The sequence below is a fragment of the Pseudomonas sp. HK3 genome, assembly GCF_052920985.1.
Genome location: NZ_JBREXD010000001.1, coordinates 1,147,648 through 1,160,648, shown reverse-complemented (window position 1 = coordinate 1,160,648; position 13,001 = coordinate 1,147,648). Strand labels below are relative to the sequence as shown.

Genomic DNA, 13,001 nt, shown 5'->3' with positions numbered 1-13,001 from the left:
TCCTTGTTCATTTTTACGACATAATTGCCTTTAAAATGACTCTACGGTAAACCCTTGGTTTTTCAGTTGGTTAAGCAAACCGTCTTCGCCATTAAGGTGTAATGTGCCGACCAATACAAACTCTTTGTCTTTATCGTTAATGAATGCAGGGATTTGTGACATCCAGTTGTTGTTTCTATTGCTGATTAAGGTTTTGTATATTTGAGGGAAATCCGTTTTCATTTCTTTTACGGGCTTCATGTTTGTGAAGTCTTCAATGGCACCGCTGCGCCATGCTTTTTTCATTGCAAGAATGAAGGCGGGCATGCTCTGTATGTCTCTCAGTGTGTATTCGATATTTACGTTCGGATCAATATCGGCAAGCGACTGCAAAAAACTGACTTGTTCATCGAACGTTTCTAAGCTCGAAATACTTTTTTTATCAGTTATGCCTTTTTTATTAAAATAATTATCAACGCCATAGTCACTTAACATACCTAGTCGCTGATACTCCATAAGCGTAATCATGAGTGATACGCCCCATGGTTGATATTTTGCAAAATGGGCAATGGGGATTTGTCGTGAGGCTAAAAAGTTTTCAAGTTCTTTGTATATCTTTGGCTTAAGCTCACTGGCCAGTGTGCGTGCATCACTGTAAGTCATGGCGGCCATTAGTTTTGCTTGATGAGTGGCTTTGTTGCCAGCTTCTAAGTCCGTTTCAAAAATGAGTGTGTCGGCATCTTGATAGGCTGTTTCAAAGGCTTTAGGTAATGGGTGATCTTCTTTGTTAAGCACGTGAATGGTGCCGCCAATATAAAAATAATGGGCGCCTTTGCTTACTTTCCAAACGGATGTGTCTGCATATGAATGGCTTATTAAAAAGGTTAATAGAATAAAAAAAGATAGAGTGCGGGTTATGAATGTCATAGGTTTATTTCAGTATAAGGCTGCTATCGTTTGTCGATTAAACGATAACAGTGATGTTAATAAAGATAGATTAATGCACGACTTTAGGCAGGGGTAAATCTGGTAAGTCTAAACCCAGGCCTTGTCTTAGCATCGCAATGGCTTTTTCATTTTCATTGTTAGCTAAATACAAACGGCTTAATTCACTGCGCACTTCGGCGCTGTTTTCTTGTGCAAGGCTTGCTTCAAAATAATTTTGTGCAATATCAAATAATTCATTCATTAATGCGATACGACCAATTGATAGCAACAGAACGGGATCATTAGGACGTTGTTTCAGTTGGTCTTGAGCAAACAATAATTGTCGCTTAACATCTTTGCCTTGTACCCAGCCATATAAACTCATTAACTCATCACTAAAGTGATGTTGTAATAAGTAACGCAATTGAGCTTCGGCTTCTTGTTGTGCACCAAGGTGAATGAGATGTTCAATAAACGCATGGGCCAGCGGTAAAAAGTCCATTTGTTTGATGGTGCGCGTTGGGATGTTTTTCCATACTTCCAATAATGCTTGCGGATCACGACTCGCGGTATTACGTGAACGAATCATGTGCTCAATGAGTTTGCCGTAGGCTTCAACTTCAAGTTTTTGGAATTTTTTGTTCGGTAATAATTTATGTTTATTGAGGCTAGGCAGTAGCTCGATCACGGCTTGCCAGTCTTCTAAGGCCATGTGAGCTTTAAGCAACATTTTACTAACGTATTGGTGTTTAGGGAATTGCTTTTGCAAGCGCAGGCAAGTGGCCAAACATTGCTCGAACTGTTCACGCTCAAGTTGCAGTTGCGCTTGTTGTAAGCCTACAGCCAGTTCAGCGCCTTTTGTGCTTTTTACGGCTTCGGCCATTAGTTCATCGCTGCGTTCAAAGTTACCCGACATTTGTGCCGCGCGGGCAGCGGCTAAATAGTTGATGATTTTACCTTTGCCATGGGCACCGGCCATTAGCAGTTTTTCGCTTTGTTTAAAGTTGCCTTCCGCTAAATAAATCAATCCTTTTACGGTTTTACCCACGGCCGTATTAATACCGCGTTTTTCACGCCAGTTATTAAAAAAGACTGGGCTACCTAATACGGTGATAAATAGATGAACACCTGCATATATCGACACCACTGCGCCTGCCAATAATAGAAGAAATACCCATAGGCTGGTTTCTAATACCCAGTGCTGAAAACTGACGAGCACATAGCCACTGCCTTGCAGCATGTAGTGACCGACTAATGTACCGGCCAGTAAAAATAATATTATGAGAAGTAAGCGTTTGCTCATTAAGCTTGTTCCTCTTGTTTAGTATTTAACTGCGGCGCATCTTTTAGTGGGGCTGGTGCTTGCTTGTTTTCAGGTGTTTGCTTGTTTGTTTTTGTGGGTGCCGTTTTTTTTGTATTGGTTTTAATCTCACTGGGCGAATAGGTGCGGTCTTGCATAATTTGACGCAATAATCGTAAAGACTCGCTCACTTGTGGTGTGGTTTGCTCGATATTGATTTTGCTTAATGCTTTAATTTTTTCTAACAAAACGTTAGCGCTGCTATGGCGTAGGTTATTGCTGATCCAGTTTTGCGCACTGGTGAGACTGCTTTGATAGGTGTTGTTGTCGGCTTTTAATAATGCCCACTGGGCTTGTTCTAACATCAAGCTTAAATTGTGTTCGAGTAATTGATATTGGCTATCGCTTAATGGTGCGTTAAAAGCGTCATCGCGATGACGAATACTGACCAATGATAAAATCTGTTGCCAAAGGCCATTACTGTCTTCTGCTGTGCTGTTGGTTTGTTCGTTGGCTGGTTGTGCTTGAATAAACTCACTGGGCGGCTGAATGCTGTCATGGACTAATGCTTTTATTGCTTGTAGATCACTGTAAATGCCTTGGCGGTCAATTTGACTGTGCTGGCCCAGTAATAGCATTTCTTTAGCAATTTGTTCGCGCACCATGAGTAAAGCAGGGTCATCTAAGTTGGCGAGCACTTGATTGGCGGCATCGAATAAACCATGTGCGCCTTTGAATTCGTTTTGTAAGTACACGCGTTGATTGGCCAGGCGTAGTAGATATTCGGTTTCGGCAAGCTTCCAGTCGTCTAAGCGGGCACCCGGTATTTGGTTCAGTGTGTGCTGCATGAACTCGAGTTGTGCTTGCATCTTGGTTAGGGCTTTTTGGCTGTTTTCATACTGCGATAGCTGTTTACCGTTTTGCATGGCTTGCTGCTGGCTTTGTTGTGTGACGCTTTGCAGTTGTTGTTCTAATGCACTTTGGTTACGTAATAACAGCTCGATACGGTATTGGGCAAACACAAGCGCGGCAATAATCAAAACCGCCACTAATAAAAACCAAGGCGTGTTACTGCTTTTTTTACTGGTGCTTTTATTCGGCAGAGCTTTGTTGTTGCTATTTGGCTGCTGATCACTCACAAGATGAATCCTTTGCTATTGCCTGCGGTTATTTAGCTAGAGTGCGTTATCTTACTTAAACAGTCTAGCAACCCTTGTGCATTTATTTTGGGGCATATGTGGACGTGTTGAATGTGAAGGGCAGGTGCCATGTTGGCGATGCGCTCACTGGGGACGATCACATGCACGCTTTGTTGTTGTTCGTCGGTTAGTTGTGTGGCTAATTGATGCAACATTTCGCCACTGGTTAACAGAGCATAATGTATTTGTTCTTGTTGAACTAGAGCGGCTAATTCACCGTGTGAAAAGTGGACGGGCTCGCGTTGATATAATTCACAATAATGTACCTTAGCGCCGCGCTGCTTGAGTGTATCGGCGAGATGTTCACGGCCGCCGACACCGCGAAAAATCAGCACTTTTTTGTGGTTTAAGTCTTGGTTTAAACCCGCTAATTCAAGTAAGCCTTCGCTATGATTGGCGAGGGGGACTTGCATGGTAATACCAAGCATGTTGAATACGTGGGCGCTGCTTGGCCCGACTGCATACCAGTCGATGCCTGAAGGCATTTGCGGCCAGTACTGATCGATTAAGTCCACGGCTAAGCTTGATGCATTACCGCTGACTGAGATGACCACATCGTATTGATCAAGGTCTAAGATATGTTGTTTCATGGCATGAAACGGTGCACCGTGCTGTTCATCAAACGGTGCAATACGCAATAACGGCTGATGCACACAATGCCAGTTGGCGTGTGTGAGTGCGTTGATCAGTTCATCCGCTTGGCCCTGGGGCCGCGTGATTAAGATGGACTTATTCACAGCTTGCCTTTTATTGAGTGCGTTATTTATTTGATTTGACGACCATAGACTTCGGTCAAAATCTCACCGGCGCCTTTGGCTAATAGATTTTCAGCGGCTTGAATCCCTAATATTTCAGCGTCATCAACATGGCCCGTGATTTCTGTGCGGATGATGGTTTGGCCATCTTCACTGCCAACTAAGCCGCGTAAAAACAGTTGGTCGCCGTCAAGGGTAGCGTAGCAAGCGATAGGGACTTGGCAGCCGCCTTCTAAGCGACGATTAAGGGCGCGTTCAGCGGTTACACGGTATGCGCTTTTTTGGTGATGCAAGGGTGCCAGTAATTCGTGGGTGGCTTGGTCATCTGCGCGGCATTCGATACCAACTGCGCCTTGGCCTCCGGCAGGAAGGCTGATTTCATCACTCATGAAGTCAGCAATACGTTCTTGTAGCTCTAAGCGAATTAAACCCGCGCTGGCTAAGATAATCGCGTCGAACTCACCGGCATCGAGCTTGCCTAAACGAGTTTGCACCGTTACCGCGCAAACTGCTCACTTTAATGTCTGGGCGTGCTGCTAATACTTGGCATTGGCGACGTAAACTGGACGTGCCTAAGCGTGCGCCTTGTGGCAGGTCCATCAAATTTTTATATTGGTTAGAAACAAACGCATCTGTTGGATTTTCACGCTCACAAATGACGCTTAAACCCAAACCTTCAGGGAACTCCATTGGGACATCTTTCATACTATGTACCGCGATGTCAGCACGGCCATCGAGCATGGCGGCTTCGAGTTCTTTTACAAACAAACCTTTGCCACCAATTTTAGCCAGTGGCGTATCAAGGATGATGTCCCCTTGTGTGGTAAAGGTGACCAGTTCAACCTCTAAACTTGGGTGGAAGCGTTGAAGTTCGGCTTTCACGTACTCTGCTTGCCATAGGGCCAGTTTGCTTTTACGGGTGGCGATGCGCAGTGGCTTGTTGATCTTCGCAGAGGGAGTGGCAGACATAATGGCCTCAGTAACAGTGTAAATTGGCTGTATGATACGGCAGATTCAATAAATTTTCAGGCTGTTTTTACTGATATTGGTCAGGCTTTAGCGTTAAACTGCGGCTCAATTAAAGAGTTTGGTTTCATTTTAGAATAGGCAACCCACATGATTACGACGTCGCTTGAAAATCGCGTTCTGACTATTTGTTTTGATCGCGCCGATAAGAAAAACGCCATTACAAACGAAATGTATACCGCTGCCGAGCAAACATTATTAGACAGCACTGATGATAAAGAGGTACGCGCTGTATTATTCAAAGGTGAAGGCGGTAATTTTACCAGTGGTAATGACATGGCCGCGTTTTTATCGATGTCGGCAGTGGCAGAACCGCCGGTGTTGAAATTTCTGTTGGCGCTGGCGCGTTTTCCGAAACCCGTTGTTTGTGCGGTTAGTGGTTTGGCAATTGGTATTGGCACAACCATGTTAGCTCATTGCGATTACGTGGTGGCTGCTGACAACGTTCGTTTTAAAATGCCTTTTGTGGATTTAGGCTTGTGCCCTGAAGGCGGGTCGAGTTTATTGTTCCCCCGTTTTATGGGGCATGCATTAGCTGCAGAGTTACTTATTTTGGGCGATTTCTTTGATGCGCAAAAAGCGTTAAATGTGGGCCTTGTAAATACAGTCACAAATGTTGATGACACATTAGCGCAAGCCACTAAGGTCGCCAACACGCTTGCGGGCAAACCACCTGCTGCGGTGCGTAATGCAAAAGCCATGTTGAAAAAAGAATATCTGGACGCGTTAGATCAAGTGGTCACCGATGAAATCAAACAGTTGTGTGCCATGGTATCGAGTGAAGAGTGCCAAGAAGCCTTGACCGCATTTGCTGAAAAACGCGTACCTGACTTTTCAGAATTTTAATACCAGGCAATCCGACTAAAGCATAAGTGATCTTGTGTCATAAGGGATGCATGCTAGGGGACTTGTGCACAGTTTCTGTGGATAACACGCTGGATAACGTAGGGACACATTGCTACAGCGGGTATAGGTAGGGTTGGGTTCTTAAATTGATTAAAAACACACCATAAATCAAAGACTTAAAAATTGTGGGTAAAAAGTTACTCACACTTTCTGTGGATAAAATAGGGATAACCACGGGACACTTGTCTACAGCCTTAGAAATCAGTGTCTATGGGGGAATTGGTTAAAAAACAACAGCTTATAAACCCTTGATGACCGGTTGGCTGGTTAAGCGAAAAAAAGGTTATGCACAGTTTCTGTGGATAAAACATTGAATAACGTTGGGACACATGTCGCCACCCCCCGTCATGGCCCGACCTCACTTAAATTGGTTGTAAACAACACATGTTGTATGGACTCATCGTATTCATCGCCTTCTTGTTATTAGGCGACTTTTTAGCGGCACTTTTAGACTGGCCCGTACCGGGTTCGGTAATCGGTATGCTGCTGTTATTCAGTGTGCTGGTTATACGTGGTGGGATCACGGAACCCTTGAAGCAATCGAGCCAAGGGTTATTACCGTACTTACCTTTGTTCATCGTGCCGGCGTCTGTGGGCATTGTTAATTATATGGATGTGGTACGTGAAGAAGGCGTGTTAATTGTGACGGCTATGATTGTGAGTTTAGCCATTGGCATCCCTGTGTGTGGTTGGCTTGCGCAGAAAGCCATGAATTTTAAAACCGGAGGCCGCCCATGAATTTACAATGGCAAAGTGCGTGGGATGCTATTTGGTTGAGTTCATATTTAGGGCTGTTTTTAACGTTGCTCAGTTTCCAGTTTGGTTTATGGCTGTTTCGCATCAGTGCGCAAAAACCATTTTTGCACCCTGTGATGGTGAGTGTCGTGAGCTTATGTGCAGTTGTGTTGTTAACGGATTTAAGTTTTGAGCGCTACATGGGCAGCGCTCACATGATCAGCCAGTTTTTAGGCCCAGTAATCGTCGCGCTGGCAATTCCACTTTATGAAAATTTAAAAGCTCTGCGCCAATATTGGTTACCGTTTTTACTCAGCAATGTGCTTGGTGGAGCCGTCACTATTTTAGTGGCGGTGGGTATTATGTATGTTGCTGGTGGCTCAGATATGAGCGTGAACTCCATGTGGACAAAATCCATCACCACGGCATTTGCATTACAAATAGCCCCACAAATTGGCGGTATGGCCGCAGTGGCTGCGGCGATTATTATGTTTACCGGTATTTTAGGTGCGTTAATGGCCCCGGCGTTGTTTCGTTGGTTTAACATTACAGCCGCGCCAGCTCAAGGGTGTGCGTTGGGTGTGTGTGCGCATGCGGTGGGCACGGCAAAAGCGTTGGAATTTGGCAGTGAGCAAGGTGCTTTTGCTGCATTGAGTATGAGTTTTATGGGCATTTTATGCGCGTTTGCATTGCCGTTTTTATTGGCGGGTTAGTTTAAATCAAAAGTTACAAAAATAAAGCGCATTGGGTGCGCTTTATTCTTTATTTGTTTATGGGTGTTATACGTCAAGGAAACAAATATATTCATTCTTCTTATATAGAACTTTACTATCCAAAAAGAGGTATTCGTGTATTAAATAGCGAACACCATCTGCAATAGATTCTGCGTCGTATGAAAACATACGAGAGTTTCCGGTTTCTGTTTGTAACTCGCCATGATCACCATAGGTTGCTTTAGCATATGAGCTAATTACGAATGTGCCATCAAAGTCGTTATCGTATTCATAGCTAATTGAAGTAATACCGCTATCGTTATAGCTGAAGACAATTCGAGATGACTTGTTTGGGTTGTTATCCCCATCGGTATCAAGCTCTTTTGTACATGATGTTAAGCGGTTTGAATCATCGTAGTCATAAGTGACGTTGCCCTGCTTTTTCAAAATATCGTTGTTTTTTTCAATGCGGGTCTTGGTAATGATTTGACCTGCGTCGTTAAATGTTTCTTTAATGACTTCAGTATAGTATTCGTCTATTTTAGTTGCCGTGATGCTATTAGTATCATAGACAAAATGAGTAATTTCTTCTGAACCAGCACTATCTCCTGTGTATTTAGACGTATAAACTTGCTGACTTATTTTATTGTTCTTGTTGTATTTATAAGCATATTTATAATAAGTTCGTAGGCTATCACCATTTTGGTCAACGGCTTCGGCTTTTTCGCTAGATAATTGATTACTACTGTTGCGCTCATAAGAGACGCTTGAAAACGATCCAAATGAATTATTACCCGTAGTATCTCTCTTAGTGAGTCTTTTAGTTAGGTATACTCTATCATTTAAGTATTTATATTCGGTTATGTTTCGTGTGAATATTTCATCACTTAAATTACGGTCTTGGTCTCTTGTGTCCAGCATTTTTTTACCAAAGTTATTGTAAGTATATGCTGTATTAGTGTAATTGATTAAGATATCTTTACTGTCAATATGAAAATTATATATATCTTTTATAATTTTTCCATTGTCATTATAAGTATAAGTATAAGTATCTCTATAATTAGAGGTGTTAGTACGGGTTTCTTTTTCTAAATGTTGTTGCGCATCATATTCATAAATTGCAGAAGTTGAAGGGGTTGAATATCCATTACGACGATGGGCTAATAATGGTGTATTGGTTAGTTCAAATAAAGTAGCCAGTGGTGTGGCTGGATCCATAGAAATAGAAACATTGTATTTTTCTTGAAAGGCAAGCATGGCTTGTGAATTTTCAAAATCAAACATATCAGCCGCAATATTTAATGTTGTTTCTGTCTCATCAATTAACTTTTTTTGCCAATCGTTTGTTAATAGATCGAGGCCATTTTTTGAATCCTGATCACCGTCTAGTGCCACAAGTAAGCGCATGATGTTAGATGCTTTATATAGATCACTGTCAATGTTTTGGCTAAAAGTTGGGCCTAGTGCGCGTGAGGCGGATTGTAAGCGATCACGAGTAAACCCTGGGTTTCTTAAGCTTGTGCGAAACGCTTTTTCAGTCATAGGTAGGTTGGGAAAAAAATCCATAAGTGACATAGTGCTACTGGCCGTTGCCGATGCGATTTCGGCACTGCCTAAATAAAGTTTAATGGTCTTTGCGTCTTTATCTTCGAATATGAATTCATTGTTAGCATTAATCACACCGCTATTTTTCTCAGTGTTGTCAGCTAGGAATGTTTTATAACCTAAGCCAGATATACCACTGATCACACCTGTAGTAATTGTGTTTTTATTATCCTTTTCGTTGCCATCACCTCCGCCGCCACAAGCTGACAGTAAAGCAAGTGATAGTGTGCTGACTAAAATTTTGTTTAACATAAATTATTGCTCATTGATGAAATAATGAGCAGTATATTAGGCTCAGATAGATTTTACACAATAGTGCAATTTAGGGTTTTATAAGATAAACATGGAGCTAGGTTGGAATATTAGGCCAAATGGCGCTGGCCAGTTGTGTTTGATTATTAATATTTAGCTCGCTATAAATATTTTTAAGATAGCTATATACCGTATTAATACTGAACTGTGTTTCTTTTGATATCTCTTTTGCGCTTAGCCCGCAGCATGCATAGCTGGCAACGAGTGCTTGAGATGGGTTTAAATTCAGTAACGCCATTAGCCAGTCTGGGTCTGGTGCATAACGTAAAGGTTGTATCGTAAGTGAAATAGTATTTTGAGCGATATTCCAAGATGTGCTTTTGTATTTGTGTTCATTGAGGCTGCAAAAAAAATGATATTGTTCATTATTCCATTGAAAGCGATAAGGTAATCCGTTTTTCAAGTAGGGTGTTATTTTATGTTTGCCCAGTAACAATATGCCGTCTTTATTTTTTGATAACTGTTTCGATTTGAATAGTGTTTCAGCAAATACATTATGGTAGACCACATGACCTAAGTGATTAATTTCAATCACACCTAGGTTAAATGCGCTTAGGCTGTCGAGACCTAATTGCTGTAATCGATAAGCATGATGGTGGGCAAGACCGAGCTTCAAGCACGTATTAATGTGCTTTTTTAAAATATCTAATGTTGAATGTATCTGTTGATGCTTTTCTTTTCCTGAAAAATAGAGCGTTAAACTGCAACTATAATCATCTACTGTAAAACTAGAAAAAACATGTTCTGTTATATCAAGTGGTAATCCGCCACAGTGCCACGTTTCTGCTTGATTGTTTTGGCTGTTATTGCACTTTAATATTGCATGTTCTGCTTGAGTGATTTCACAGATATGTGCAAGCCAATTCAAAAAATGCGTGTCTTGATTTTTTTCAATATTAAGTGCTGTAATTAACCGCCCAATTGATTGACTTAATTCGAGTGTATTCATGATTGGGCTTTTAAATGTTTCTTAATGTATTACTCATAATAGTCCGTTTTCTTAAAATCATGACATTTATCGTTTGAGTTTAAGTAGGATTAATACAGCTGCTATTAAATAATAGTTGCATCAGCTCAGTTTGATTGCTGACGTTTAGCTGTCGAAAGCACGAGGCTAAATTATTACGCACGGTATTAATTGAAATATTTAAATGCTGTGCGGCCTCATACGATGAGCAGCCTTCCATTAACAGTAAGCATAACTGGGCTTTACGCTGGGTTAAGCCATGAAGATGACAAATCAAATCGACTTTTGGCAGTGGTTTACGCCCTGTGATTAATGCCACGCTGGTATTGGGGTCCTGGCAATTTGGTAAAGGGGTTAACCAAAAGTTTTCAGCGTATCCGGGTTTTCCTAGAATAATTTTCTCATAACTTCTGGTTATATGTGACCCTTGCCATAGTTTAGGGTTATGGGGGGTTTGTGTAATGAGTGCTACCTGCTTTTCTAAGGCGGATTGTTGTATCGAATTAACCGCTAATAGCTTGTTGTTTTGGCTGGTTAAATGCTCACCTGCGCCCATCCACGTTTGAGCTTGCTCATTATGAAATAGAACATCCAGTTTGTTGTTCACTACCCACACCGGTCGATTTAAGCCGGTTAACATTTGAGCAATGTCATTTTGTTGGTGCTGTTGAAAAATGCTTGAAAGTTGGACAAATCGTGAAATGTGAGGCTGTAATAAATTTAAAAAATACTCGATATCATCATCAAAATGACGTTGGTCGTCATGACGTTGAAAGCTAACTTTGACCATGTATTGCGAATCAATATCGAAACTGCAGCCCATGGCATGGCGAACGCCATTTTTTCTTCCCCAGTCTTGATAGAACTCTGTATTGATATAGTCCTTATCTTTGACGTGTTTATGGCCAGAAAAAAACATGGTGTTTAGATGATTTTCTTGTAATCGGGTCAACGTCCATGGGTCTTTTGTTATGAAGTTCTCGGCATAATCAGCAATGGCATGATCGTCATAGTTGATCAAATACGAGTCACCTAACTCGTGGGTTTGCATGTTCTCAATTTGGAAGGCACCGTAGGGCGCGTCTACATATGAGCGTACGTCATTGACCAATTGATGAATATCATTAGGCTTCAATACAGCTTCATAAATGCGCTGAATAAAGCCGCCTAATGCATGAGTGTCTTGGTATTTATTCATGGTTTGATAGCACGCTCTGAATTACCCTGTCTTTGAAGCATTAAGCTTGCGAGACTATTTTGTAATGAGCAGGTATCTTAGGGTTGGGTATGAGTTTGGGCGTCCGGCTGTGCCCAAACGAACCAAAAACCACCTTTTTGTGCTAGAAATGCTCAAAGTAAGAGCAAAAGAAATGGGTTAAAATGCCCGCCATCACTTGTTTTATGAAGGTTTAGAATACATTGGATTGGATATATGGTTTTCTCGCAGCGCTTTGTTTTTTTGCGGGCAGTTTATTATTAGCGGTGAACTGCCGTTCACGGTATTGGCTAGCCAGTTTCATGTACTTTCTTGCCGGTTATTTAGGCTTAATTCTGTTGGATGCACAGCCCTTCTTTATTGCCCCATCGTTGTACTTTTTGTTTTTGACCATCATCTTTTTACCAGGCCCTTTATTGCTTGGTTATATTAGCCATATTTCGTCATCCTCCCATATTTCAATTCGTGATTTTATACCCGCGACGTTACCTTTGTTTGTCGTGCTTACTTGTTCAAATCAATTGGATGGGACATTTGGGATGCTATCCAATGAGCAGGCTTATCAAGCGTCAGCCTATACGGGCTTGTTTAATTTAATCAGTGTTATGGCTGGCTTATGCATGCTGAGTTATTTGTTCAGTTCGGTGAGATTGTTATTAAAGCTTAAGAAAAGCTGGGCAACGTATCAGAGTCAAACACTGCCACGTAGCTGGCATAAAATGGTGAGAGTGATGGTGGTGACGCTACTGGCGACGGTATTGCAGATTGTCAGTGCATTTGGCAACCCCGCGGGCGACCGGATTTCAATTGGAGATATTGCCTTTATCTTATATGTGAGCTATTTCATCGTGATAGCCATTCAAACCACCATTGATAACCACACTCGTAGGGATGAAAGCGATGCTATGTTAGAAAGCATTCGCCCTGACTTTACCAGTGAGGCGCTTGTTGGTGACATAAGTGATGAGCAAGACACGGAGGATTTACATGAAAAATACGCTCATATTAAGCAACAGGTGTTGGACAAAGAGTTGCATTTACAAAGTGATTTAACATTATCCACATTGGCTGACGCGCTTGATACCACACCCAATAAGCTCTCCATGTACATTAATAATGGCCTTGGTGTGACATTTTATGAGTTCATCAATGATTTACGCTGCCGGTATGCGGCGCGAGTGTTATTGGAATCGCCGGGTAAACCCATTACAGATATCGTGTTTGAAGCCGGTTTTACGGCTAAATCCACGTTTTACCATCACTTCAAAAAAGTTCATGGTGTGACGCCGTCACAATTTCGAACACAAAAGTAGCCATATTCATATTGCTTATAAGGCTGCCATAGCTAGGCGGTATAACTG

Annotated in this window: 11 protein-coding genes and 1 pseudogene; 4 read left to right on the top strand and 8 right to left on the bottom strand. The window is 41.9% G+C overall.

Annotated features, from left to right (window positions below):
• Positions 1 to 30: 30 nt before the first annotated feature.
• The 5 genes and pseudogenes from ACU6U9_RS05520 to hemC form a co-directional block, all read right to left on the bottom strand.
• Positions 31 to 906: a TraB/GumN family protein gene (locus ACU6U9_RS05520; protein WP_446734060.1), complete on the bottom strand. Its 876-nt coding sequence runs from the start codon at positions 904 to 906 to the stop codon at positions 31 to 33.
• Positions 907 to 976: 70 nt separating this feature from the next.
• Entirely contained in the window at positions 977 to 2,209 is a 1,233-nt protein-coding gene (locus ACU6U9_RS05515) for a heme biosynthesis HemY N-terminal domain-containing protein (protein ID WP_446734059.1), read from the bottom strand.
• A complete protein-coding gene (locus ACU6U9_RS05510; protein WP_446734058.1) occupies positions 2,209 to 3,345 on the bottom strand; it encodes a uroporphyrinogen-III C-methyltransferase in 1,137 nt (378 codons plus the stop codon). The genes ACU6U9_RS05515 and ACU6U9_RS05510 overlap by 1 nt, the downstream gene beginning before the upstream one ends.
• Before the next feature lie 32 nt (positions 3,346 to 3,377).
• Positions 3,378 to 4,142, bottom strand: a complete 765-nt coding sequence (locus ACU6U9_RS05505) for a uroporphyrinogen-III synthase (RefSeq protein WP_446734057.1) — start codon at positions 4,140 to 4,142, stop codon at positions 3,378 to 3,380.
• Between the two features lie 26 nt (positions 4,143 to 4,168).
• Positions 4,169 to 5,105 (bottom strand): annotated as a pseudogene (gene hemC / locus ACU6U9_RS05500) (hydroxymethylbilane synthase).
• A 171-nt stretch (positions 5,106 to 5,276) separates the two neighbouring features.
• On the opposite strand from hemC, the gene ACU6U9_RS05495 reads away from it, so the two are divergent.
• From ACU6U9_RS05495 to ACU6U9_RS05485, 3 genes are all read left to right on the top strand, one after another.
• Positions 5,277 to 6,032 carry an enoyl-CoA hydratase gene (locus ACU6U9_RS05495; protein WP_446734056.1) on the top strand — a complete coding sequence of 252 codons (756 nt, stop codon included), beginning with the start codon at positions 5,277 to 5,279 and terminating at the stop codon, positions 6,030 to 6,032.
• A gap of 444 nt (positions 6,033 to 6,476) precedes the next feature.
• A complete protein-coding gene (locus tag ACU6U9_RS05490) occupies positions 6,477 to 6,830 on the top strand; it encodes a CidA/LrgA family protein (protein ID WP_446734055.1) in 354 nt (117 codons plus the stop codon).
• Positions 6,827 to 7,540, top strand: coding sequence for an LrgB family protein (locus tag ACU6U9_RS05485; protein WP_446734054.1), 714 nt, complete (start codon positions 6,827 to 6,829; stop codon positions 7,538 to 7,540). The genes ACU6U9_RS05490 and ACU6U9_RS05485 overlap by 4 nt, the downstream gene beginning before the upstream one ends.
• A 66-nt stretch (positions 7,541 to 7,606) precedes the next feature.
• Here the strand turns inward: ACU6U9_RS05485 and ACU6U9_RS05480 are convergent, their stop codons facing one another.
• From ACU6U9_RS05480 to ACU6U9_RS05470, 3 genes are all read right to left on the bottom strand, one after another.
• The gene (locus ACU6U9_RS05480; RefSeq protein WP_446734053.1) at positions 7,607 to 9,397 is read right to left on the bottom strand and encodes a hypothetical protein; all 1,791 of its coding nucleotides are present in this window, start codon (positions 9,395 to 9,397) and stop codon (positions 7,607 to 7,609) included.
• Positions 9,398 to 9,494: 97 nt separating this feature from the next.
• The gene (locus tag ACU6U9_RS05475; protein WP_446734052.1) at positions 9,495 to 10,406 is read right to left on the bottom strand and encodes a helix-turn-helix transcriptional regulator; all 912 of its coding nucleotides are present in this window, start codon (positions 10,404 to 10,406) and stop codon (positions 9,495 to 9,497) included.
• Positions 10,407 to 10,485: 79 nt separating this feature from the next.
• On the bottom strand, positions 10,486 to 11,622 hold the full coding sequence (locus ACU6U9_RS05470; RefSeq protein ID WP_446734051.1) for a helix-turn-helix transcriptional regulator: 1,137 nt from the start codon (positions 11,620 to 11,622) through the stop codon (positions 10,486 to 10,488).
• 221 nt (positions 11,623 to 11,843) lie between these two features.
• Between ACU6U9_RS05470 and ACU6U9_RS05465 the strand changes: the two genes are divergently transcribed.
• Positions 11,844 to 12,953: a helix-turn-helix domain-containing protein gene (locus ACU6U9_RS05465; RefSeq protein WP_446734050.1), complete on the top strand. Its 1,110-nt coding sequence runs from the start codon at positions 11,844 to 11,846 to the stop codon at positions 12,951 to 12,953.
• Positions 12,954 to 13,001: the final 48 nt, after the last annotated feature.

What these genes read in the sequence shown, in the direction of transcription:
- ACU6U9_RS05480 (WP_446734053.1), bottom strand. Translation starts at nt 9,397, where the DNA reads ATGTTAAACAAAATTTTAGTCAGCACACTATCACTTGCTTTACTGTCA.
- ACU6U9_RS05520 (WP_446734060.1), bottom strand. Translation starts at nt 906, where the DNA reads ATGACATTCATAACCCGCACTCTATCTTTTTTTATTCTATTAACCTTT.
- ACU6U9_RS05485 (WP_446734054.1), top strand. Translation starts at nt 6,827, where the DNA reads ATGAATTTACAATGGCAAAGTGCGTGGGATGCTATTTGGTTGAGTTCA.
- ACU6U9_RS05490 (WP_446734055.1), top strand. Translation starts at nt 6,477, where the DNA reads ATGTTGTATGGACTCATCGTATTCATCGCCTTCTTGTTATTAGGCGAC.
- ACU6U9_RS05470 (WP_446734051.1), bottom strand. Translation starts at nt 11,622, where the DNA reads ATGAATAAATACCAAGACACTCATGCATTAGGCGGCTTTATTCAGCGC.
- ACU6U9_RS05495 (WP_446734056.1), top strand. Translation starts at nt 5,277, where the DNA reads ATGATTACGACGTCGCTTGAAAATCGCGTTCTGACTATTTGTTTTGAT.
- ACU6U9_RS05515 (WP_446734059.1), bottom strand. Translation starts at nt 2,209, where the DNA reads ATGAGCAAACGCTTACTTCTCATAATATTATTTTTACTGGCCGGTACA.
- ACU6U9_RS05475 (WP_446734052.1), bottom strand. Translation starts at nt 10,406, where the DNA reads ATGAATACACTCGAATTAAGTCAATCAATTGGGCGGTTAATTACAGCA.